We start from the raw sequence: 24,421 nt of genomic DNA, 5'->3' as shown, positions 1-24,421 counted from the left end.
GATGGCAAAGAATATTATAAATAAAATTTGGGATGCCCATGTTGTAAAACAAATACCTGATTTTCCAGATATTTTATATATCGACAGAATGCTTATGCATGAAGTAACTTCTGCTCAAGCTTTTGATAAAATTAGAGAATTAAACATTCCTATAAACAACCCAAAATCAATCATCGCTACTGTTGATCATAGTATCTCAACATCACCTATCAATCGTTTAGAGATGAAGGACAAAGTTGCTCAAGCTCAAGTAGAAAAGCTTCGTAGTAATGTTAAAGAGTTTGGTATTGATTTTTATGATTTTGAGAGCCAACACCAAGGAATTGTTCATGTAATAGGTCCAGAGCTTGGATTTACATTACCGGCTTCAACTCTTGTATGTGGGGATTCTCACACATCTACGCATGGAGCATTTGGGGCTTTAGCTTTTGGAGTGGGAACTTCTGAAGTTGGACATGTACTTGCTACTAACTGTATCTTACAGTATAGACCAAAGACAATGAAAGTAGAGTTTGTTGGTAAGCCTTCTGAACAAGCAACTGCTAAAGACATTATCATGAAGCTAATCGCTAACATTGGTATTGGTGGTGCTGGTGGTTATGTTATAGAGTATGTTGGTCAAGCAATCAAAGATATGACTATGGAAGAGCGTATGACGCTATGTAATATGTCGATAGAATGCGGTGCAAGAGCTGGCTTAGTTTCTCCTGATGAGAAAACATTTAATTACCTAAAAGGTAAAAAATATGCCCCTCAAGGTGAAGATTTTGATAAAGCGATAGAATATTGGAATAGTTTTATAAGTGATGAAAATGCTCATTATGATAAAACTACTAAAGTTGATATTAAAGGACTTGAGCCAATGGTAACATGGGGAATTAATCCTCAACATGCTATCAATATCTCAGCTAAAATTCCAAACTTAAAAGATATACCATCTCACCAACACAAATTAGCTCAACAAGCCTATGATTATACTAAGTTTAATGCTGATGAGAATATTTTTGGAAAAGAGATCCAATGGGCATTTGTTGGTAGCTGTACTAATGGTCGTATAGAAGATATGCGTGCTGTAGCTGAAGTACTAAAAGGTAAAAAAGTAGCTGATAATGTCACAATGTATATAGTTCCTGGTTCTGAGCAAGTGCGAAATATCGCGATATCAGAAGGTTTAGATAAAGTTTTTGCAGATGCTGGTGCTCAATTTAGAATGCCAGGTTGCTCAATGTGTCTTGCGATGAATGATGATAAAGTTCCAGAAGGTCAAAGATGTATTAGTACCTCAAATAGAAACTTCATTGGTCGACAAGGTAAAGGAAGTATAACTCATCTAGCATCGCCGCAAACAGTAGCAGCAAGTGCTGTTATGGGTAAGATTTGTAGTGTTGATAAATTAAATAAGGAGCTATAAAAATGCAAGCTTTTAAAAAATTAACATCTAGTGCAATTCCTTTATGGCTAAGTGATATTGACACAGATATGATTATCCCTGCTAACTTTCTAACTCAAACAACAAAAGATGGCTATGGTAAAAGTTTATTCCATAACTTAAAAGAAAAAGATAGTGGTTTTGTTTTTAATAACCCTGATTATGCTAGTTCAAAGATATTAATTGCCGGAGATAATTTTGGTTGTGGTTCATCAAGAGAGCATGCTGTTTGGGCTCTAACTCAAGCTGGCATCAAAGTTATAATTGCACCATCTTTCTCTGATATATTTTTTAATAATGCTGCTAAAAATGGTTTATTGCTAATCTCATTAGACAAAGACACTGTCAAAAAGCTATGTGATAGAGCTGAGGATCCAAAATTTAGTATGACTGTGGATCTACAAAAGCAGACAGTGATTGCAGATTGTAATACTTATAGTTTTGATTATGATCCATTCCGTAAAGATTGTCTTATCAAAGGACTTGATGATATGACTTATCTTGTTGAGCATCTAGATATAATCAAACAGTTTGAACAATCACAAAGAGGCTAAAATGGAAAAAAATATTGCTATATTAGCAGGTGATGGAATCGGTCCTGAAGTAATGGAATCAGCAATCAAGGTTCTTGATGCTATTGCTAAAAAATACAATCATAAATTTAATTATACTGAAGCTTTAGTCGGTGGTGCAGCTTATGATAAGTACAAAAATCACTGCCCTAAAGAAACTTTAGAAATATGTAAAAACTCTGATGCAATACTTTTTGGCTCTGTTGGCGGACCTGTTGAAGCTCAAAATGAAGAGAAATGGCAAGGCTGTGAAGCTAATAGTATTTTAGCCTTAAGAAAACACTTTGGCTTTAATATAAATATTCGTCCGAGCAAAATTTTCTCATCTTTAAAAGATGCTTGCCCCTTAAAAGATAGTCGTATCGCAAATGGTGCTGATATTGAGATCTTTAGAGAACTATCTAGAGATATCTACTTTGGAGAGCATAGAACTTTTACAGATGAGAATGGTGTAAGATGTGCAACTGATATTGCTGAGTATGATGAGCATACTATTAGAAATATTGTAGTACAAGCATTTGAAAGAGCTTCTCAACGCTCAAATAGACTTACATCTGTAGATAAAGCAAATGTTCTAGATACATCAAGGCTATGGAGAAATATTGTCAATGAAGTTGCTAAAGATTATCCAAGTGTAAAAGTTAACCATATGTATGTTGATAATTGTGCGATGCAAATGGTACTTAATCCTAGTCAGTTTGATGTTATGGTTACTGGTAACCTTTTTGGTGATATTATCTCTGATTTAGCATCTGTATTACCTGGGTCAATTGGCTTAGTACCCTCTATAAGCTTAAACAAAGATGGTTTTGGATTATATGAGCCGTCTGGTGGTTCTGCTTATGATATCAAAGGTCAAGATAAAGCAAACCCAATAGCACAAATATTATCTACTTCGCTTATGCTTTCTTATTCATTTGGCTTAGTAACAGAAGCTGAAGCTATTGCAAATGCAATCGATCTGGCTCTTGAAGATGGCTTTAGAACTTCAGATATATATACTCAAGGAACTAAATTAGCTTCTACAATAGAGTTTACTGATGAGATTATAAATAGGCTATAGCTCTTCTTATTTTATCCTAATAAAATATTATGCTTCTTAGCTATACTCGTTGCTAATTTAGCTACTAAAGCATATACAAGACCTAACACTATAGTGATTACTCCAAGCCAAAGAAAATAATTCTCATAAATCCCTAAGCTAATCATAGGATCAATCTGACTATCTGGTATAGCAACTAACTGGCCAAGCTTTCCAGATAATGCACCTCCTAAAGCAACTGCAAGCATAAAAAAGCCCATACCAAAAGTTACAATCTCTTTTCTGAAGTAAATCGATATTAGAGAGAATCCTAGTGCTGCAACTAATAGCTCAGCTAAAGCTCCAAAAAAGAAATATATAAACATCCAGTTACCATCGATAAAACCATTAACCTGTGTTAATTTTATAACCACATATAAGGTTAATGGTGCTATGCCGGCAATTATCGTTCCAATAGAATATTTATAAGGTATCGATAAATGCACTATACTCTTTCTATAAAGAATCGCAAGTATAGGACTTAAAACGATTAACCAAAATGAATCTAGTGATGCATAAGTAGCAGGAGAGACTTTAAGCCCTATTAAATTAAGATCGACATTATGTTTTGCAAACAGCACCAAAGTAGAGAACATTTGTGAATAAACAATAAAATATATAATTGCTTCTACTACCAAAATCACTCCAATTACTTGTAAAACCTTCTCTTTTAAATCAGAAGCTTTCTTCGCATCATTAATCATATAAATAAATGTCAAAATACATACAGATATAATTAAATATAATGAGATATCAGTAACTTGAAATAATGCATAGCATACTAAAAGTTGTGCTAAACATGCTAAAGCTATCCAAAACTTGCTGCGAGCACTCATTGGAGGAACATCACATGCTATATCTTTAAGCAAACTTGCTCTCCAAACATAATTTGTTATAGCTAAAATCATTCCAATAGCACAAACAATAAAAGCATATGAATAACTGGTATATTGCGCAATAATCGGTGTGAATGCTATAGCAAGAAAGCTACCAATATTAACACCCATATAATATAGCGTAAAAGCTGAATGTGACTGTGATGGGTTATCATTAAAGATTTTAGAAATTAATGCAGTTGGTGCAGGCTTAAACAATCCATTTCCTACAATGATAAGAGATAATGCCCAACTTACATGACGTAAGTCAGTTGCTATTGCCAAAATTATATAACCAAATAATAAAAAAATAGCACCAATTAGAAGAGCTTTCTTAATACCTATGTATTTATCAGATAGATAACCCCCAATAGTTGGTGTGATATAAATCAACGATGCAAATATTCCAAAAATCAAATACCCTTGAGATTCACTGATATGGCTAGCTGTTATAAACAACATAAAGAGAGCTTGGAAGCTATAAAAAGCGTATCTCTCCCATAACTCTACAAACCACAATACTGAAAACTGTCTTACTTTTAAATCTTTTATCAAAATTTAATCTCTTTAATTAAATATAGTAAAACTAATTTATCTCATCTAATTTAAAATCTAAAGGTAATTTTCTTATCAGCTTATAAATTGATTCTAAAAGTTAACGTCTCGGTATAAAGCACTCTTAATAGTTATCTCTTATTAATATACTTTAATTTTTTGGTACAATTTATAAATACACTAGTTTAGTTTAAATAATATATGCTCAGTATCATCCAAAGAGTAAGTAACGCAGACGTAACCGTTGATAAGAATAAAATAGCAAAAATAGATAAAGGGATCCTTGCCCTAGTCTGTGTAGAAAAAGATGATTCTACCCAAAATTTTGAAAAAATGACTGATAAAATTCTCAAATATCGAATATTTGAAGACGATGCAGGAAAGATGAATTTATCACTTACTGACATTGAAGGAGAGATAATACTAGTGCCACAGTTCACACTTGCTGCTGATACTAAGAAAGGGAATCGCCCTAGTTTTAGTAGTGGCTGTCCACCTGAGGTTGCAAAAGATAAGTTTAAAGAGTTTGAGCAAATATTCAAAAGCAAGTATCATAATGTCCAGTCTGGAATATTTGGTGCTGATATGAAAGTATCACTGACCAATGATGGACCAGTAACTTTTAGCTTTAAGGTGTAAGAATGCAAAAAAAGATTTGTATAATTGGTGGTAGTGGTGAAATGGGTCAAATGACTCAAAATATTTTTGGTAAATTTTTACCAGAATATACGTTAACTATCTTTGATGAAACTGACTGGAATAACCCAGCTGCAAAGCTTGCTAACCAAGATATCGTCATACTATCTGTACCAATATTTTTAACAAATGAAATTATCAAAAAGACTATTCCCTACCTTTCAGAAGGGACAATTTTAGCAGACTACACTAGTATCAAAAAAGAGCCTCTAGAGGCGATGCTTGCCAATTATAGTGGTCCTGTAGTTGGTTTACACCCTATATTTGGACCTACAATTAGCTCTCCTGAAAAGCAAGTTATCGTTGTATGTGATGGTAAACAACAAGATAAATATCAATACTTTATAGATGATCTCGCAAGAATTGGCTTTAGTATCGAAAAGATGACTGCAGAAGAACATGATGAAGCTATGACTTTTATCCAAGGTATTGAGCATTTCAGTGTATATTGCTTAGGACTATTTCTTAAGCATAAAAATGTTGATATTCAAAAGATGCTCAAGCTAGCAAGCCCAGTATACAAGATGGAGCTCAACATAGTCGGTAGGCTTTTTAGTCAAGGTCCTGGACTATATTCAGATATTATAATGTCTGATGAGCAAAGACAAAAAACTATTGCTGAGTTTGCAAAATTTGTAAACTTAAATGCCGAGAAAGTAGCACAAGGGGACAAGCAAACTTTTATCGAAAATTTCAAAGCTGTCAAAGAATGGATGGGAGACTTTGCACCACAATCTTATAAAAATACTGATAAATTATTGCTTAGTAAAAAAGATTATTAATATCTTTTTTACTAGTCTAAGATAGGCTAACTCAATTATAAGTGGTCTAAATGATTAAGTGCTCTTTCAATTATATATTGAGGAACATCTTCAAACTCTGAGTAATAAATATTTTTCTCAGATATATCTTTTTTAGGCATTATAAAAACTGCTGGAATATGAGATATTTTAAGTTCTTTTGCCATCTCTTTTGAGTGCTTCACAATATTAGATACTTCTGGAGTATATTTCTTCATATCTTCATCTGAAATATTGAAACTCTTTAAAAGAGTCGCAAGTTCAGAATCTGTTTTTATAGGAGCTTTACTCACTTTATTTATAAACTCTCGATAAGCAGTTTGACCCTTTGCTAAATAGACCGTAAGTGAAGCTTTATAGACATTTTCACTAATAGAATGATCATCATTACTATAATACAAAAGATTGATACTAACATCATTGTGCTGTTTTGCCACATGTTGCAGAGTCTTATAGTTTGCTAAGCAGCTTTTAGACTCAAAATCACAAAATTGTAAGATTTTATATTTTGCATCATTACTGCCGTAATTTATCTTGCTAGTATTCTCACTAAGAATCAAATGCTTATTGAAAAATGCTAAGTATTTATTATATTGAGTAAATGCATGCATATCACACACTTGCTCACCCTCAGCATGTTGTGGCAATGCATAATTTAGTGTAATAGCTGAAAATGCTATTCCTAATGAGATAATAGTTTTTTTAATCATATAAATAGTCTCATTGATTAGATTAGATTAGATTAGATTTTATTAGATTAGACCTACGCTTTAGTCCAAGGGCATCCATACTGACAATTGTTATCTCTAGGATCCTTGTTTGTAGACCAGTGATTTGCGTTATATGTAACATCGTCAATAGTTACAACATCACCCTCGGTATACACCTCATTAGGATCCCACTCACCTGCAGGAGTTGGCTCAGGCGTAGGTTCAGGATCCGGAGTTGGCTCTGGATCTGGTGTAGGTTCTGGGTCCGGATTAGAACCTATTTCATCCCATGCTTGTGTAGGATAATTACCAACCGGACTATAGGCTTCAATATTACACCAAGCAGGAATTTTGCATTTAAATCTTTTACCACCAGCATTAACTATAGTCTCGTCCGTATATGATCCAATACCTTCAGGATAATTATACTCTCCTCCAGGAGTAGGTGTTGGGTCAGGCTGAGGCTCTGATTTAACATCTATAATCCAAGAATAATTATCACCATGTTGAGCTTTATCATTTGATAAATACACAGCATTATCAGAAGTGTCAGAGTTGCTTGGCTCAACGATATCACCATTTAGCACACCAATTCTAATTTTATCTCTGTTAGATGCTTCTCTATTGAACTTTTTCGCTAATTCATATTTCCAGCTACCGATATTAGTATCAGTTATATTTAGATCAATACTATCAGCATCAGAGTTTCCTGAGCTAACACCCGTACGTAAGTTTTCTTTATTATTAAACAATCTAAAAGTTATCTTATCGCCAACTTCTAGAGTTTGTATATCATACAGCGAGTTACTATCTTTACCAACAGCATCAACATCTTTCCACTCTATAGACACAGGATCAGGTTGTATAGCTTCTAAAGAAGTTTTCCAAGTATTACTACCTGAAGAGTACTGACTATTAACATAAATAGTATTATTAGACTTCTGAGGCTCTACAACATTTTCACTATTGATTTTACCAACCTTAACTTTTTCAGATAAGTTATTAATTTGCTCAGCAAAGGCATACTGCCAATTACCATAGTTTGATTCATTTATAGTTATTGAAGTTTTTAACTTTTGACCATCAACATTTGCTTCAAAACTAATCTTGTCATCTTTACTAGCTGATGTATACTCTGGTATTTCTAATTCACCATCCACATTTGGGAACTTATCCCAAACAATTTCTGTAGGTGTTTCATTAACGACATCAATATCACTACAACTATAAAAAGCTTCATCACTATCATTTCTTTGCCAGACTGTGAAAAGTACGTGATAACCAGTAGCAGTATCTTCTGGAATTTTACATTCAAAATTCTCGAAATTGTTTGCTGAGCCATCACTATTTTTTCCATTTTGAAGTGGAGACATTTCTGGAACAGATTTATAATGACAAATAGGAGTTGTATTTAAATCTTTAAATGTAACTTTTTGACCAGGCTGCCATCCACTATTCGTTATATAAACATCGACATAGCCTTCACCATAAGTTCTATGAGGAGCCGTAACAGCATATGTAAAAGGTTTGCTTTGCTTGTTAACATTTATAATTGTAGCTTGTGATTTCCAGTTGTACTCAGTATTGCTTAAAGCATCATACTTTGAATTACCTCCGTTACAAATATCACCTGCACCAATTACTTTTTTGTGTGCATCAAGTGTGTTTTCCCACTTTGAAATTTTACCAGCAGCAGCTCCTTGAGCAACACCACTCCAATCTGTCATCACAGCCTGTTGACCATCACTTGCTATGGCTTTACATACAGGATTGTCACCACCATCCCATGGTGTGTCCTTACCTGGGGAGTTGTTAGTTGAACACATCCACTGTCTACTTTCAGGATATGAAAGAGCCCCATGTGCAAATGTTAATATTGGTGTAATAGTGCTTATAGATAAGGCACTAATTTGAAGAATTTTTTTCATTTTCATTCCTATATTTCATTATTAAGTTAAGATCTATTACTTAATCTAAACAATTATAAGTTTGGGAATTATAGAAATAATTATAAAAAAAAGCTGTTTCAAGAATGTATCATTGTGTAACATTTTTGTTACAAAGAAATAGTTAAGATTTTAAGGATGAAATATCTTTTACTAATTTTTTACCTTTTACAGGATTAAACATTATCGAACTTAATGATAAATGGTCTGCTCCTGCTTCTAAATATTTTTTAGCATCATCAAGCGTGTAGATTCCACCACCTGCAATTATTGTGATAGTATCACTAAACTCTTCTCGGGCTTTCTTGATAGCTGGGAAAGTGTACTGATGCAATGGATAACCAGATATCCCACCTTTATCAGTAGGAATAGTATTACATAAATGAAATGTTGTAATACCAACAGCTAAATACTCTCGAATCTTAGCATTATGATCTATTGTTGGCGGCATTTTGATACTGATATTTCTACCCTCAAATAAATGTGCTAACTCTGCTGGGAAGTCAACAATACTAGCATTTGGACAGCCAATATTTATCTCAATATTTTTATGATTTGCAAACTTCGGTAATTTCAAAGTCTCTGCAAAACTTTGCCAATCAGCAATTTCTAATGCTGCTAATGAGATTATATCCTGAGATCTTTTTGGAGGATTTGCATTTGCTAATCCTGGGTTGCGTAGACCTATCTTATTTCTCCAAGCATTTTTTTCTACTTTACGGATAGTTTTAAGAGCTTGCTTAATGAGTCCCCAACGCCTATTTACCGTGAATGATCCATAAACATTAGATGTTTCTTTGAATTTAAGATATTTACCAAATGGTGGTGAAATTATGATTTTTTTAAGATTTTGATTTTCCATATTAGCATTCAAACTCTTTTAGTTTCTCAACGATATCATCTGCTCGTAAAAGAGGCCTTCCTACAATAATATAATCAACGCCAAGTTCTTTAGCTTTTTTTGGAGTTAAAGCATTAAAATGATCATCTGTTAAATCTGTCTCAAGCCTTACACCTGGAACATATAGCTTGATTTTATCCCCAAACTTAGCTTTCACATCAGCAACCAAATGTGGATGACATATAAAGTTTTCCACACCTAAATCCACACACCTTTCAAATTTTGCTAAGCTATCAGCCTTATCAAAATTAGCATCACTACTTAAAGTAATTACAGCTAAAGGAATAGCTTGTGTATCTGCACTAAGAGCTGCTTTAACCATACCATCACTTGCAGTACCATGAAATGTAAAATACTTAAAATTTGGAATAGCTTTAGAGTAATTTTCTATCGCAGTTTTCACAGTATTTGGGATATCATGAAGCTTAAAATCCAGGAAAATATCTTTATCGCCAACTAGCTCATGAATTTCTTTAAAAGATAGTGTAGAACATAAGATATGACCAATTTTCACACAGTCAACATGTTTTGAAATAGTGGCTGTTTTTTCTAATTCAGATTTAGAAATGCCATCTGCTGAGAACATTATTTTCATTGAATTTCTCAAAAGATTGAATCGATATTGAAACTATATATTAGTTGATTTCTTTAAGATAGTAAACTAGGTTTTATTTTAAAAATACAATGCTACATTAAAATTAATCGTTGGTTTTTCTCTAACTGCTCAAGAAAAATATTTTTTGGAACTTTTTTTATCTTACGGATTTCATCAACCACTTTATATAATAAGCTTGGCATACCAGTATTAGCTTCTTTTCCTAATAGCCAAGAATATGCTGAAGGATTATCTGTTTCTATTAATATTTTATCTAAAGGTATTTGAGCTGTTATATTTTTAATATGGTTACTAAAAAGCACCTCAACTCCAATAGAAAAATATCCACCTAAATCTAAATATTTATCAATAATATCCAAATCTCCAGCATACCAGTGAACTATAAATTTATTCTGACTATATTTATTCAATATTCTTACAACATCTACTTCCGCACCACTAGTATGTAAATTTAAGAGTTTACCTTTTGTACATTCATGAGAAACTATATACTCAAAAACTGCTAGTTGGTCTTTATATGGATCTGCATATTTTAAAAATTTTTTGTCTAAACCTATTTCACCGATGTATTTACTCTCTTTTAAATAGCTATCTAAATTACTAAGTTTTTTAGAATATGACTTAGCATTCCACGGATGAATACCAAATGAGGGAATCACGAAACTATACTTCTTATTTAACTCCTTTATTTTAAGGTACGAAGGAATACACATCGAGACAGACATTAGCTGTATATTATTATCTAAGCATTCATTAGCTACTTTTTCAAAATTCTCTAAAGAGTATTTATCTGTGTGAACATGAGCATCTAATAACATTACTTATGTCCCCTGTACCTTCTTCCAATGCTTATAACCATATATAGCTATTATCACATATACTATAGTTGTAATTGTTGCAAAGAATAAATCCTTATATAAATATAAAACAATATATGTAGAGTCAACAACTATCCAGATTATCCAGTTATCAATAATTTTACGGCTTGCAAGCAAAACACAAACCAATGATGCTACACTCGTAAATCCATCCAAATAAGGAGTAGTTGATTTAGTAAATTCAATAAGTAATGATGAGACTAACATACCAACCAACACAATCAAAAATATTGTTACTACCCATCCTGATAGACTTAATCTTTGAATACTAAAACTTTTATTTTGTTTGTTAACTCTCCAGCTATACCATCCGTATACAAAACTAAACATCAGTATTATCTGAAGAATAGCATCAGCGTATAATTTACTAATAAAAAACAGAACTGTACTCATTATCAAGCCTAAAATACCCACTGGCCAACCAATAGTATAAAAACTAGCTAATAAAAAAGTACATAATAAATTAACCGCCATTGTACAAAAATCAAGAATATGAAGCATTACAAAGCTCTTATTAGGAATTACTATTTATCATTATAACTATAAATATCAACTATCCAATAAGTTCTCCTTCTATCTATATTTAAGAGTTTATAAATAGCGATAATATCAAACTTTCAAATTGACTATCCTTAAAACCGCGTATATTATGATTTATGGTAGTAAAATTTATACAATATAATAAACTGTGAGGAAACAATCATGAAAATCAAAAAACTTTTAACAGCATCTTTATTAGCTGCTTCAGCTCTTTCTCTAAGCAGTTGTTGGGTACTTGTTGGCGCTGCTGCAGGCGGTGGTACCATAGCGTATGTTCAAGGGAAATACTCTACAAACGTTGAAGGTAGCCTAAAAGATACTTATAACGCTGCTCTAAAAGCTGTTCAAAACAATGACGATTTTGTACTTACAAAGAAAACTATCACTCCTACTGACGCAACTATTGAAGGTAATACAAAAGCTGACTCTACAGACTTCTATGTTCAAATAGAAAAGCTTACAGGTAACGCATCGAAGGTAACAATTAAGTTTGGTACTTTTGGAGATCGTACAGCATCAGAAACTCTAATGACCCAAATTAATAAAAATCTAAATTAATAAGGTAGAAATAAAAATGTCTTTTATTAGAAAATTTTTATTAGGAGCTTTTACTTGCTCTTGCTTGCTAGGTCTTAACAGCTGTATAGTAGCTGCTTTAGCTGTGGGTGGAGGTACTGTTGCGTATATTGACGGTAATTATTCAATGAATATTGAGGGTAGTTATAAAGAAGTATATAAAGCAACATTAAAAGCCGTTAATGATAACAATGATTTTGTTTTGGTATCTAAAGATTTAGATAAAGATAATCAAAAAGCCTCTGTTGAAGGAGCTACAAAAGTTGACAGTACAAGCTTTAGTGTAAATATCACTTACCTTACAAAAGATGCAACGAAAATAACAATTAAGTTTGGTACTTTTGGCGATCAGGCTCTTTCTTCTACACTAATGGATCAAATTCAAGCAAATGTACATAAAGACTCTTAAATATGTATAAAAAAATTCGTTTGATTCTTCTATCTATTTTTATTGCTATTTCCTTAAATAGCTGTGTCGTTGCTGCTATTCTAATTGGTACTGCTGCTGTAGCTGGCGGTGCTGTGTATTACGTAAATGGCAACTATATTATAGAGGTTCCTAAGGATTTAAGATCAGTATATAATGCTACTATTAAGGCTATCCAAATGGATAGCAAATACAAACTTCTTAGCCAGTCATATGCTGATAATACAGCTGAAGTTAAAGCATCATATGGCGGTCAAAATATTTCAATAAATCTAAGCAGTATCAAGAATCGCTCTACTGAGATAAAAATCCGTATAGGGACTCTTGGAGATGAAAGACAATCTGCAGATTTAGCTAATGAAATAACAAAAAATATTACTTAACTAAATTTAAATAGCAAATATTTTAATTTAAGTCAATTTTCTCTTTTTTAATATTACTAAAAAGGTATAATCTGTTTTATCAGGTTAGCCACATCTATATGTTATGAGTAATAAAGTATTAGACACATACTATAAGAATAATAGACATATTTGGGTGTTGGTGCTATCTGGCGCCCTACTAGGTACTATGATAGGGCTTTTAGCGACTGCTTTTCAGCTTATTTTAGATTACATCTCTTACCTAAAAAAATGGCTTTTCACCTTTAGTGGTGGAAATATCTTTGTACAAGTTGCAATATCTATAACAATAACCATAGCGATGGTACTTATCTCAATATTTATAGTTCGAAGATTTGCAAAAGAAGCTGGTGGTAGTGGTATACAAGAAGTTGAGGGTGCATTAAAAGGCTGTCGAAAGCTACGTAAAAGAGTTGTTCCTGTTAAGTTCGTCAGTGGTCTTTTTTCATTAGGATCTGGTCTTAGCTTAGGGAAAGAAGGCCCATCTATTCACATGGCAGCAGCTTTAGCTCAATTTTTCATTGATAGGTTTAAGCTAACGAAGAAGTACGCTAATGCTGTAATATCAGCTGGTGCTGGTGCTGGTCTTGCAGCAGCATTTAATACTCCTTTATCTGGTATTATCTTCGTAATAGAAGAAATGAATAGAAAGTTCAGATTTAGTGTCTCAGCAATTAAGTGTGTCATTATAGCTTGTATTATGAGTATTGTTGTTTCTAGATCTATCATGGGCAACCCCCCTGCAATAAGAGTAGAAACATTTAGTTCTGTACCGCAAAATACACTTTGGCTATTTATGGTTCTAGGCCTTGTATTTGGGTACTTTGGGCTATTCTTCAATAAAGCTTTAATCCGTGTTGCAAATTTTTTCTCTGAAGGCTCTAGGAAAAGATACTGGACTCTAGTTATCATTGTTTGTGTAATCTTTGGTACTGGAGTTGTAATATCACCAAATGCTGTTGGTGGTGGTTATATAGTCATCGCAAATTCTCTTGACTATAACCTATCTATAAAAATGCTACTTGTACTTTTTGCTCTTCGCTTTGCCGGAGTAATTTTCTCTTATGGTACAGGAGTCACCGGTGGAATATTTGCTCCAATGATCGCCCTTGGTACAGTTTTTGGACTTGCTTATGGCTTAGCAGTAACACAACTATTCCCTGAATATAATATTGAAGCCGGAGTATTTGCTGTTGCAGGAATGAGTGCTCTATTTACAGCTACAGTAGGAGCTCCTCTAACAGGGATTGTTCTTGTGGTCGAAATGACTTGGAATTATCACTTACTACTACCCCTTATGATAACTTGCTTTAGTGCGTCAATGCTAACATATATTCATCATCAAAAACCAATATATGATACCCTATTAAGACGAACTATTTCTAATGAAAGAAAACAGCAAGCAAAAGAAAAAAATGAGCGAAATCAAAAACCAGCTCCAGAAACTACTGAACAACCTATCTCAAAAGAAGAAATTTAATCACGCAATATCTCTAATGCATTGGGACCTTGAAACAGAGGCTCCTAAAAACTCCATTAATACAACTTCTGATGTTATTGGTTTTTTTAGTGAAAAAGTATATGAAATAACAAACAGTGATGACGTAAATAAAAGTTTAGATTATCTAAATAAAAACCTTTCTGAACTTGATGAGATTAACAAAAGAATAGTTTATCTAACAACTAAAGAAAGAGATAAGCTTAGCAAAATTCCTAAAGATGAATATGTTGCATATAACAAACTTTTATCTCAAGCTCAGAATATTTGGACAGAAGCTCGAAAAAATAATGATTTTGAACAGTTTACACCATACCTAGAAAAGATCATCAATTACCAAAAAAAATATGTAGAAAAAGTTGGTTACAAAGAACACCCTTACGATGTACTTCTTGATGAGTATGAAGAAGGTATGACTGTCGCAAAACTAGAACCTTTTTTTGACAGCTTAAAAGAAAAAATAGTACCTCTATTAGAAAAAATAAAGCAAGCAAAACAAGTCGATACTAGCTGTATTGATAAACCATATAATATAGAAAAACAGAAACAGTATTCTAACAAAATTGCTAAGCAACTAGGCTTTGATTTTGACAGTGGTCTTTTAAAAGAAAGTGCCCATCCTTTCACCTTAAATTTCAACAAATACGATGTCAGAATGACTACTCGTTATATTGAAGATTTATTTACATCTTCCTTATTTAGCACAATCCATGAAACTGGACATGCAATGTATGAGCAGAATATTGGTGATGATATTTACGACTCAATACTTGGTACAGGAGTTAGCTTAGGAATACATGAATCGCAATCTCGTTTCTATGAAAATCTAGTTGGTAAAAATAGAGCTTTTTGGAATAGCAATTATAGTGAGTTACAAAGTTTATTTACTGAAAATCTTACAAAGACTAGTGAAGAAGAGTTTTATAAAGCTATCAATAAAGTTAGTCCTAGTCTAATTCGTGTAGAAGCAGATGAACTAACATATTCTCTTCATATCTTAGTTCGCTTTGAAGTAGAAAAAGAAATATTTGAAAATGATATAGCTATCAAAAATTTACCTAAACTTTGGAATGATAAATATGAAAAATATCTAGGTATTGTTCCTAAAGATTTTGCTGAAGGCATACTACAAGATGTACATTGGGCTGCCGGATTATTTGGCTACTTTCCAACTTATGCTCTTGGCAGCGCTTATGCTTCACAAATATTCCACTATATGGATAAAGAGTTCGATGTAAATAGCTCAATCCAAAAAAATAAACTACAACCTATATTAGAGTTCTTAACTAAAAATATTCATCAACACGGTAGCCTAAAGCCTGCTAATGAGATTGTATATAATATGTGTGGTGAACAGCTAAATGCTAAGTATTACGTTAATTACTTAGAAACTAAGTTTTCTGAAATATATGACTTAAAATAATCTCTTGTTTTGACAAACTCTATAATTTTTATAATATATACCCATACTCAATTTATTTGTTAGCTATTGTGACAACTATTTTCTTAAAGCATTTACTTGGATTATTTATAATTATAAACCCTATTTCAAAGGTATTTATATTTAACCAGTTAGCTCAAGAGCTTGATAACAGAGAACACCTTAAAAAAGCTATAATAGCAAGTATTACAATTGCTGTAATAATGTTAGCAGCCGTATGGCTTGGTATTGATTTGCTAAACCTTTTTGGGATAAGTATTGATGATTTTAAAGTTGCTGGAGGAATCATTATTTTCTATAACGGCTTTACCCTACTATACGAAGGTAAAATCAAAACAAGCTCTTCAAATTCTGATTTTGCCATTGTACCCTTTAGCTTTCCAATAACTATTGGGGCTGGAGCACTAAGTTTAATTATAATATTTTCTAAAGACTATGAAGCTACAATATACAAACTATATCAAAGTATAGAAGTCTTTATAATATCAGGATTAATAGCTGTTTTATTGATTTTTTCAAAGAAAATGATTCAACTACTGCCAAACAGTAGTGTTGAAATAATTAACAAACTAATGGCTGTAATTCTAATGTCTATAGCTGTAGGTATGATTAAATCAGGAGCCTTAGCTTAAAAAATACATCTTTTATAAGCTAAAGATCGACTTCTTTTGTAAGGTAGAATGCAATATCTTTTTCATAATATGCAGACTCATTTATAAATATAGGATACCATCTACCAGGAACATCTAAGAACTTATCGTTGCCATCCATTAATTCAAAAATAGGATCGTTATAATTAAGAGCTTGAAAATCTTTGCCTTGGAGATTCTTATGAATTACAGCATTAATATTTCCATCATTATCTCTTGGATAACTAATAGTCTTAACTGGCTCATAAGCTTTGCATCCTTTGACTTCTGGAGCATTATCACAGTTTGATTGCTCAATAAACTCTATTATTTTGTTAACAATCTCTGTAGTTACATTAATAGTATTAGGGTCATAAATACTTGTGCTTACAGCTCCTATCTCAATAGTTAAAGACATTGGAACAATATTATTCATTGCTACACTAGTAATATTCTCATGCTTAATCACTTTAAGACCGTCTACTTGCTCAACCAAGTATGCACATAGCTTATTTACTAATGGACTTTTCCCATCAGTAATAACAGTTTTACCAAGATTTGAGGTAGTCGTATGTAAGTCAACTAAAAAATCAACTGGTGATTCAGATTCAGCTCCATATAGTTGGTAGATTTCTCTTGCTCGTTGATTTTCATAACTACTTAGTGAAGAGTTATGTAAATCTTGCGTTGAAAAAGAGCGGTTTAAATCCTGATCTTTATATCTTCTACTTAATCTAAAAGCTTCTGGATTCGCTAACAAAGGTATAATTTTTAAAGATTTAGTCTTTAGTGGATATTTTTTCATACGATTAACAATATAAACTCCTGTGTACTCATTTCCATGAATCCCACCAGATACTAATAACTTACTAATTTTCATACTTAAACAATCAAAATTGTGAATATATTCATTATACATACAACTTTGTTATAAAAACTACTGATTAGCAACCAACTCTAGCCTTTAGCTCAAATATTAGCGATAATAGACACATTAAAATTTAATCATAGTATTTAAATGTCAAAACTAAATGCTTATTTTGGTGAGTTTGGTGGTCAATTTGTACCACAAATACTTGTACCCGCTCTTGAACAACTAGAGCAGGAATTTATAAAGGCTCAATCTGATGATGACTTTAAAAAAGAATTTAAAGAGCTTTTGGAGGAATATGCCGGTCGTCCAACAGCTCTTACAAAAACGAGAAATATAGTCAAAAATACAAAAACTAAACTATATCTAAAACGAGAAGACTTATTGCACGGCGGTGCTCATAAGACGAATCAAGTGCTTGGACAAGCTCTACTTGCAAAAAGAATGGGTAAAAAAGAAATTATAGCTGAAACAGGAGCTGGACAACACGGTGTCGCAACAGCTCTAGCTTGTGCTCTATTAGATCTAAAATGTAAAGTCTACATGGGAGCAAAAGATGTCGAAAGACAGAGTCCAAATGTCTTTAGAATGAGATTAATGGGTGCAGAAGTAATTCCTGTGCATAGTGGATCAGCAACTCTTAAAGATGCTTGTAATGAAGCTCTAAGAGACTGGTCAGCAAACTACAACAAAGCTCATTACTTACTAGGTACAGCTGCTGGACCACATCCTTTTCCAACAATTGTTAGAGAATTTCAAAGAATGATCGGAGAGGAAACAAAACAACAAATTTTAGCAAAAGAAGATAGACTGCCTGATGCTGTAATTGCTTGTGTTGGTGGTGGCTCAAATGCGATTGGTATGTTTGCTGATTTTATTGATGAGAAGGATGTTAAGCTTATTGGTGTAGAACCTGCTGGTAAAGGTATTGACACTGGTGAGCATGGAGCTCCACTAAGACATGGTAAAACAGGTATATTCTTTGGTATGAAAGCTCCACTTATGCAAGACTCTAATGGGCAAATTGAAGAATCATACTCAGTATCTGCAGGTTTAGACTTCCCATCTGTTGGGCCGCAACATGCTCATTTACAGGCTATTGGCAGAGCAGAATATGTATCCATTACGGATGATGAAGCTTTGGATACTTTTAAACTACTATGTAAGAAAGAAGGAATTATCCCAGCATTAGAGTCATCTCATGCTTTAGCTTATGCTCTAAAACTTGCTTACGATAACCCAGATAAAGAACAGCTTCTAGTTGTAAACTTATCTGGTCGAGGTGATAAAGATATATTTACAGTACATGATATATTAAAAGAAAAGGGAGAAATTTAATAATGGATAGATACACAACCCTTTTTGAAAATTTAGAAACAAAAAATGAAGGTGCCTTTATACCTTTTGTAACTATTGGTGATCCAAACAAAGAGCTATCTTTAGAAATCATTGATACCCTTGTTGCCGCAGGGGCTGATGCTCTAGAGCTTGGTATACCGTTTTCTGATCCTTTGGCAGATGGTCCGACTATTCAAGGAGCAAATATCCGAGCTTTAAATAGTAGTATTACGCCAAATGATTGTTTTGAAATATTAACTAAAATAAGAGCAAAATATCCCAATATCCCAATAGGATTACTACTATATGCAAATCTTGTTTATGCTAATGGTATCGAGAACTTTTATCAAAAATGTAAAAATGCTGGTGTTGATTCAATACTTGTAGCAGATGTTCCGGCTCATGAGTCTAAAGAGTTTCGTGATATTGCTAAAAAGGTTGGTATATCTCAGATATTTATCGCGCCACCAGATGCTACAAATGAACTACTACAGCAAATATCAAGCTTAGGAAATGGATATACTTATTTGCTATCAAGAGTTGGTGTTACAGGTGCCGAGACTGCTGCTAATATGCCTGTAGAGAAAGTGCTAGCAAAACTCAAAGAGTACAATGCTCCTAAGCCTATTTTAGGTTTTGGTATATCCAATCCTGAACAAGTTCAAGAAGCAATAAAAGCTGGTGCAGCTGGAGCTATATCTGGTTCTGCTACTGTAAAGATTATTGAGAATAATTTAGATGATAAAGATAAAATGTTAACTCAGTTAAAAAAGTTTGTGAACAATATGAAAGCTAACTCACATAAATAAATCTTTAAAGAAATTCTATTTATCTAAAATAGTTCTTAGAAGTGTGGGTAGGAACTTAGCCCATTTTTCAATACGAAGAGCATCATCGCGTTTTATATTTGAAATTTCGTAGTCTGGACGATCTATTTTATCAATAACATCCAATATACTTATAGCTTGAAGATTAAAAACATTAGCTATCGTTAACAAAGTTGCGGTAGTGTTATCTGCCGAAAGTATACGATAATCTTGCCAGCTCTTTAATAATTTACGCTGATAGTCGATACTACATTTATCAAATAAATCACTCGCAGTTTGCTTTGGCCAAAGTATATCTGTACTCGCTACTACTCCAATTCTATATCGAAGCTCAGAAGAAATCATTGCTTGTTCTGCAAGTTCAACAAAATTAAAATCCGCACTAGCAGGATAATTAATTGGGGCATAATGTTGAGAAGTTCCTTCTTGGCGTAAAGCTCCTTTAGCGATAACGAAATCTCCAACTTGTAGATATTCACGGACAGCTCCAGACTCTCCGAGCCTTATAAAGCTTTTTAGTCCAACCATAGAAAGCTCTTCTAAACCTATTCCCATTGCAGGACCACCAAAACCAGTAGATATAATAAGTACAGGTTTATCTTGTATATGAATAATATAACTATGATATTCTCTATTAATACAAACTAATCTTGCTTTGGGATCTAAAGCAAGTGCTAAGTCTTTAGTATAATCACTATCATCTGTAAGTATAGCAACTGTTGCAGACTCTATATCTTCACGAGAAAATCCAATATGGTATAGCTTTGTTTGATTATCTACTTTCATTTCACCATTCCTCCTGTTTCATTCTCGCGTTTTTTTATATCGTTTATCAAGCCAGGCTTTAAAATTGTCTCCCAGTTCTTTTTAGCTATAGCTTTAGCATCCATTGAAACTTCTTCACTATCCACTCGTTTAGCTAACACGCCACAAAAACAAGCTGCTTTCATCTCTAATATATGAGCAGCAGAAAGTAACGCTGATGCTTCCATCTCAAAATTAGAAACATTCAATGCACGCCATTCTTGCATAGAGCCCTGTAGATTACGCAATAAATAACCTGAAAAATTATCATGCCGCTCTTGTCCTGGCCAAAATGTGTCCGATGATGCAGTAATTCCAACATGGTGTGGAATATTATACTCTTTTGCAGCCGCTACAAATGACTGAGTAAGACTATGAGAGGCAACAGCTGGATATGCAACATCCAAGTACTGTTTTGAAATACCATCAAGTTTAACAGCAGATTTAGTAAATACAATATCACCCAGATTTATGCTCTGCTTGATAGCTCCACATGTACCTATGCGGATAAGATATTTTAATCCTAAACGGTTAAGCTCTATAGTTACCGCATGTATTGCAGGACAACCCATACCAGTACTTACGACGAGTATTGGAGCTTTATTAACATACGCCAAATAGCTAGCATGTTGACGGTTTTCTTTCAGCTTAATAGCATTCTCATCAATGCAAAAAGCTAAATCTCTCGCTCGCGTTGGATCACCAGGCAAAATTGCATATTTTGCATTATCTATATCATTTGGATTTAGGTGTGTGAAATATTCCATATGAAACCTAACTTGAATTACTAAGTGTAGACATTATACTCTTTGTTTTTCAAAGCTAAAACAACTGATAGGCAATAAAACTACCTTGATAGGGATAAGGGAATAAGACTGATAAACTATTGAAGCTATACTTCAATATGTGACTATTAGTATTTAAAAATGGTACACTTAAAAAACTTAGATCATTTATAGAAAATATAAAAAACCTCCAAAACAAACCTATCTATTTTTTCTTTTGAAGCTCTCTCCCTAGATTATGTTCCTCTTCTAGATTAACCATACCCTCATCTTCACAAACCATCTGGTTAGCTATATCGACATCCGTTTCTTCTACATCAGTAAGAACATCGCCACATGTTTCATAATGCTCTTGCTTAAACTTTTGCCATTCTTCATCAGTTTGGAAGACATACTTACAAGCCTCCTCTATAAAATGACCTCGACCATTTATCTTAGCCCATTTCAAATACTCAAGTAGCTCTGTAAGAACACTTTCATCAATCTCTAGATGAAGAGCTACCTTATTTTTGCTTTGCTTTTCTCTATTTTTTATAAGTGACATTTTAACTCTCCTCCTTTGAACTTGTAATTCACATTATACCAAAACAGTATCATTTTGTAAAAACTGTGATTTACAACTGACATTAGAAGTGGTTTGCTCATATTGAAATATACATATATACTCTCATCAAATGAATATTACATAATTTGGATAGTTCAATGCTTAAAAAAGCACTAATGATCCTTGCACTGTCAGCTACTTCAACATATTGTTTAGCTTCTGACACAAACTTTTTGACATTAAAAATATCTAACAACATAAACGAAAACGGTGGCTCTCATACTGTAAACCTAGCTTTTTACGCACTACTAAATGATAGCTCTAACTGTGTGTACAAAATTAAAGGAGATGGAACAAAGAGTAGCCCTGCAACTCTTGACTGCATAGACCCATCTACTTTAACTCAAGATGAAGCACTTCCTACTGAGTACTATAAAACCCTCTCAGCCTCTGATAAGACATTATATATTACTATTCCTAGAGGAATAAAAAGTTCTAGAATCTATGAATCTATAGATGGTTACACTCCTCTAACAGTAAGTGCTAATAAGGTAAACTCTCCATCAAACCCAACTATAAAAACTAGCAAAATAATTTTTGATTACTCAGAAATATCAACATCCACGACAAATTCAAATGCTTTCTATGATATAAGTGCGGTAGATAACTTCTCAATACCTGCAGCTATTATAAGTACAACATCTGCTGGTGTAGTTACCAAGTCAGGTTTTGACACTTCATTAACAAGAGAAGATATTTTCAACAATGTAAAAGATAATATAACTAAATACACTCAAAATAATAGTGAATTAGCTAATTTATGGAACAACCTATTTGTCTTGGATTCTAGTGATAATATTATTAGATTACTATCACCTCAGAATGATCCTACGGCTAGTAGTTCTTTTCTATATAGTACAATATCTGCTTTTGATAATATCTCAACTCTTACTGGTACAGAATCTTACTTCTATAACAATGATTATGGTAATTACATCCTTAAAGCTTTTGAGCATTATGATACTAGTAATCCGTTATATATTTCTGACAATCAATATTGTGTATATAAAGCAACCTATGATAAAGCAACAAATATTCTGACATTTATAAATGCCACAGATGAAATGAATGAACATAGCGGCACCTCTAGTTCTACATATTTAGAAAATATCTGCAAAAATAATGATAATATGCCTCAAACTATAAATGTAAATCTAAAAACAGGGCTTGGCTCTGGTAGTACTATGGATATGACCTGTGTTGATGGAACAGATGCTTGTAAAATATCTTTAAGTTCTGGAGATGGGTTATCAGGTGTAAATAACCTTGCACTATTTGGTCCAGGTACTCAGGTAGGAACTACTTGGAACATATTAACAGGATCAGTAGCTCCTTTTAGTAATCCTGGTGCAAATTCAACTAATAGCTATGTAAGACTAACTCAGAACATATTAGCTGCTATAGTCTCTGGCGAGTTCCCGCAAGACACCTCTATAACTGCACCTCTAGGAAAAGCACCTGCTAACATAAATGCTAGCTCGTTTATGCAACATCCAGATAAGTTCTTTGATAACAATACAAGCTTTATTTCATCAGCAGGTTTATCTACAAATTGGTCTTGGTTTGATGTATATTCAAAAGCTATACTAGATAATAAACCTATATTCCCTAATGACTTTGGAATTCAAATATATACATGGCCATATAGTGATTCATTTAATATACAAGTTAACCAGAATGGAGTAAATGTTGGTCTAGATGGTACTCTAACTACAGATGAAGGTGGTACCTATGAACTGAATATACTACCTTTTAGCTCTAAACTAGAAGCTGTAACAGGAGCAAAAGCATATTGTAGCCAAGGCTCTACATCTGCACCTACAGTTACAAAGCTAGTTTGGGATATTCCTGATAATCAAGATCCTGATGCTAAATACTTTATTGGGAATGGATCTATACCTGTAGCTGATTTAATTGAGATGCAAAACCTAACAACAGATGATAGAAGTACTATAACCATGTCTCTTGACACATTAAGGACTCTAAATCCCAATCAAAACTGGTATGTGTACTCATGTGTTGGAGATTCTTGCCCTAAATCAACTGATACAAAAATAAGTGCCAAAGTAAAAAGATCCACGCTAGCTACTAAAAAACTCAAATGTGAACTTTAAACAATAAGAGGATATTGTTAATGAAATTAAATAATAAATACTTAATTGCCGTTATAGCAGGCCTTATTTTAACAGGCTGTCTTAACTACAAATATACAGATATAAGCAAAAGTATGGGGTTAGCCAATGCTGATGGCTCAATCACAAATTATATAACCATATCTGATCTACCAACTAATTTTCAACCATATAATAGTAGTAACCCTACTGTTATAACGTATACAGTAACTGGCAGTGCCGTAACTGGTGGATGTGCTGTCATAGCATTAGATGAAACAGGTAATTATAATATTGCCACGCCGACAGGCACAACGTACGCTCTCATAGATAGTGGTGCTGCACAAACAATTCTTATAAGCTGTACTGATGTTGTGCTAGGTAAAGTTTATGATGCAAAAGTCAACTTAAGCTATAGGCTTAATGGAATTACATATAATGGGACTACATCCTTATCATTAACAGGTTTAGATACACCATTAGGATAATAACCTAAATAAAGTCACTCTT

General features: G+C 33.1%; 26 protein-coding genes. 15 read left to right on the top strand and 11 right to left on the bottom strand.

The genetic code is table 11. From position 1 onward, the window contains the following. The first annotated feature begins 1 nt into the window (after position 1). From leuC to leuB, 3 genes are read left to right on the top strand one after another with little or no spacing between them, the layout of a single operon-like run. Positions 2-1,411, top strand: a complete 1,410-nt coding sequence (leuC, locus tag QI37_RS06460; RefSeq protein ID WP_040009710.1) for a 3-isopropylmalate dehydratase large subunit — start codon at positions 2-4, stop codon at positions 1,409-1,411. 2 nt (positions 1,412-1,413) lie between these two features. Next, the gene (gene leuD / locus QI37_RS06455; protein WP_040009708.1) at positions 1,414-1,983 is read left to right on the top strand and encodes a 3-isopropylmalate dehydratase small subunit; all 570 of its coding nucleotides are present in this window, start codon (positions 1,414-1,416) and stop codon (positions 1,981-1,983) included. A gap of 1 nt (position 1,984) precedes the next feature. After that, a complete protein-coding gene (leuB, locus tag QI37_RS06450) occupies positions 1,985-3,064 on the top strand; it encodes a 3-isopropylmalate dehydrogenase (protein WP_040009706.1) in 1,080 nt (359 codons plus the stop codon). An 11-nt stretch (positions 3,065-3,075) separates the two neighbouring features. Here the strand turns inward: leuB and QI37_RS06445 are convergent, their stop codons facing one another. Continuing rightward, on the bottom strand, positions 3,076-4,512 hold the full coding sequence (locus QI37_RS06445) for a peptide MFS transporter (protein WP_040009704.1): 1,437 nt from the start codon (positions 4,510-4,512) through the stop codon (positions 3,076-3,078). Between the two features lie 201 nt (positions 4,513-4,713). On the opposite strand from QI37_RS06445, the gene dtd reads away from it, so the two are divergent. Next, positions 4,714-5,151 carry a D-aminoacyl-tRNA deacylase gene (dtd, locus tag QI37_RS06440; protein WP_040009702.1) on the top strand — a complete coding sequence of 146 codons (438 nt, stop codon included), beginning with the start codon at positions 4,714-4,716 and terminating at the stop codon, positions 5,149-5,151. A 2-nt stretch (positions 5,152-5,153) separates the two neighbouring features. Beyond that, positions 5,154-5,990, top strand: a complete 837-nt coding sequence (gene tyrA, locus QI37_RS06435) for a bifunctional chorismate mutase/prephenate dehydrogenase (protein WP_040009699.1) — start codon at positions 5,154-5,156, stop codon at positions 5,988-5,990. A 35-nt stretch (positions 5,991-6,025) separates the two neighbouring features. Here tyrA and QI37_RS06430 read toward each other — a convergent pair whose 3' ends face one another. The 6 genes from QI37_RS06430 to pnuC form a co-directional block, all read right to left on the bottom strand. Next, on the bottom strand, positions 6,026-6,718 hold the full coding sequence (locus QI37_RS06430) for a hypothetical protein (RefSeq protein WP_040009696.1): 693 nt from the start codon (positions 6,716-6,718) through the stop codon (positions 6,026-6,028). Between the two features lie 53 nt (positions 6,719-6,771). Continuing rightward, entirely contained in the window at positions 6,772-8,646 is a 1,875-nt protein-coding gene (locus tag QI37_RS06425; RefSeq protein ID WP_040009694.1) for a lytic polysaccharide monooxygenase, read from the bottom strand. Positions 8,647-8,788: 142 nt separating this feature from the next. Further along, positions 8,789-9,526: a HisA/HisF-related TIM barrel protein gene (locus QI37_RS06420; RefSeq protein WP_040009692.1), complete on the bottom strand. Its 738-nt coding sequence runs from the start codon at positions 9,524-9,526 to the stop codon at positions 8,789-8,791. A 1-nt stretch (position 9,527) separates the two neighbouring features. Then, complete coding sequence (gene pyrF, locus QI37_RS06415) at positions 9,528-10,160, bottom strand: orotidine-5'-phosphate decarboxylase (protein WP_200883195.1); 633 nt, start codon at positions 10,158-10,160, stop codon at positions 9,528-9,530. 92 nt (positions 10,161-10,252) lie between these two features. After that, positions 10,253-10,999, bottom strand: coding sequence for a TatD family hydrolase (locus tag QI37_RS06410; RefSeq protein WP_040009689.1), 747 nt, complete (start codon positions 10,997-10,999; stop codon positions 10,253-10,255). A 3-nt stretch (positions 11,000-11,002) separates the two neighbouring features. Further along, positions 11,003-11,560, bottom strand: coding sequence for a nicotinamide riboside transporter PnuC (gene pnuC, locus QI37_RS06405; RefSeq protein ID WP_040009687.1), 558 nt, complete (start codon positions 11,558-11,560; stop codon positions 11,003-11,005). A 201-nt stretch (positions 11,561-11,761) separates the two neighbouring features. Between pnuC and QI37_RS06400 the strand changes: the two genes are divergently transcribed. From QI37_RS06400 to QI37_RS06375, 6 genes are all read left to right on the top strand, one after another. After that, positions 11,762-12,157, top strand: coding sequence for a DUF3568 family protein (locus QI37_RS06400; RefSeq protein ID WP_040009684.1), 396 nt, complete (start codon positions 11,762-11,764; stop codon positions 12,155-12,157). 16 nt (positions 12,158-12,173) lie between these two features. Next, positions 12,174-12,584, top strand: coding sequence for a DUF3568 domain-containing protein (locus tag QI37_RS06395; protein ID WP_040009682.1), 411 nt, complete (start codon positions 12,174-12,176; stop codon positions 12,582-12,584). A gap of 2 nt (positions 12,585-12,586) precedes the next feature. Next, a complete protein-coding gene (locus QI37_RS06390) occupies positions 12,587-12,985 on the top strand; it encodes a DUF3568 family protein (protein ID WP_040009680.1) in 399 nt (132 codons plus the stop codon). Positions 12,986-13,088: 103 nt separating this feature from the next. Continuing rightward, the gene (gene clcA, locus QI37_RS06385; RefSeq protein WP_040009678.1) at positions 13,089-14,483 is read left to right on the top strand and encodes a H(+)/Cl(-) exchange transporter ClcA; all 1,395 of its coding nucleotides are present in this window, start codon (positions 13,089-13,091) and stop codon (positions 14,481-14,483) included. Next, positions 14,419-15,924: a carboxypeptidase M32 gene (locus QI37_RS06380; RefSeq protein ID WP_040009676.1), complete on the top strand. Its 1,506-nt coding sequence runs from the start codon at positions 14,419-14,421 to the stop codon at positions 15,922-15,924. The genes clcA and QI37_RS06380 overlap by 65 nt, the downstream gene beginning before the upstream one ends. 68 nt (positions 15,925-15,992) lie before the next feature. Next, a complete protein-coding gene (locus QI37_RS06375) occupies positions 15,993-16,574 on the top strand; it encodes a MarC family protein (protein WP_040009674.1) in 582 nt (193 codons plus the stop codon). Between the two features lie 19 nt (positions 16,575-16,593). On the opposite strand, the gene QI37_RS06370 is transcribed toward QI37_RS06375, so the two are convergent. Continuing rightward, entirely contained in the window at positions 16,594-17,451 is an 858-nt protein-coding gene (locus QI37_RS06370) for an aspartoacylase (RefSeq protein WP_040010738.1), read from the bottom strand. A gap of 138 nt (positions 17,452-17,589) precedes the next feature. On the opposite strand from QI37_RS06370, the gene trpB reads away from it, so the two are divergent. Next, a complete protein-coding gene (gene trpB / locus QI37_RS06365; protein ID WP_040009672.1) occupies positions 17,590-18,780 on the top strand; it encodes a tryptophan synthase subunit beta in 1,191 nt (396 codons plus the stop codon). Between the two features lie 2 nt (positions 18,781-18,782). Next, positions 18,783-19,589: a tryptophan synthase subunit alpha gene (gene trpA / locus QI37_RS06360; RefSeq protein WP_040009670.1), complete on the top strand. Its 807-nt coding sequence runs from the start codon at positions 18,783-18,785 to the stop codon at positions 19,587-19,589. Between the two features lie 15 nt (positions 19,590-19,604). On the opposite strand, the gene QI37_RS09975 is transcribed toward trpA, so the two are convergent. The 3 genes from QI37_RS09975 to QI37_RS06345 form a co-directional block, all read right to left on the bottom strand. Then, a complete protein-coding gene (locus QI37_RS09975; protein WP_052399166.1) occupies positions 19,605-20,393 on the bottom strand; it encodes a phosphorylase family protein in 789 nt (262 codons plus the stop codon). Beyond that, complete coding sequence (locus tag QI37_RS06350) at positions 20,390-21,178, bottom strand: nucleoside phosphorylase (protein WP_040009667.1); 789 nt, start codon at positions 21,176-21,178, stop codon at positions 20,390-20,392. Before QI37_RS06350 ends, QI37_RS09975 begins: the two co-directional genes overlap by 4 nt. Positions 21,179-21,401: 223 nt before the next feature. Further along, positions 21,402-21,740 carry a hypothetical protein gene (locus tag QI37_RS06345; protein ID WP_040009665.1) on the bottom strand — a complete coding sequence of 113 codons (339 nt, stop codon included), beginning with the start codon at positions 21,738-21,740 and terminating at the stop codon, positions 21,402-21,404. Between the two features lie 158 nt (positions 21,741-21,898). On the opposite strand from QI37_RS06345, the gene QI37_RS06340 reads away from it, so the two are divergent. Next, positions 21,899-23,914 carry a beta-1,3-glucanase family protein gene (locus tag QI37_RS06340; RefSeq protein ID WP_040009663.1) on the top strand — a complete coding sequence of 672 codons (2,016 nt, stop codon included), beginning with the start codon at positions 21,899-21,901 and terminating at the stop codon, positions 23,912-23,914. 20 nt (positions 23,915-23,934) lie between these two features. Further along, positions 23,935-24,399 (top strand): hypothetical protein, encoded by a 465-nt coding sequence (locus tag QI37_RS06335; RefSeq protein WP_040009659.1) that lies wholly within the window; start codon positions 23,935-23,937, stop codon positions 24,397-24,399. Positions 24,400-24,421 lie beyond the last annotated feature (22 nt).

The sequence above is a fragment of the Candidatus Francisella endociliophora genome, from assembly GCF_000764555.1.
In the GTDB taxonomy this organism is placed as follows: Bacteria; Pseudomonadota; Gammaproteobacteria; order Francisellales; family Francisellaceae; genus Francisella; species Francisella endociliophora.
Note: the sequence above shows the minus strand (reverse complement) of the source record. Positions and strands in the feature narration are given on the sequence as shown.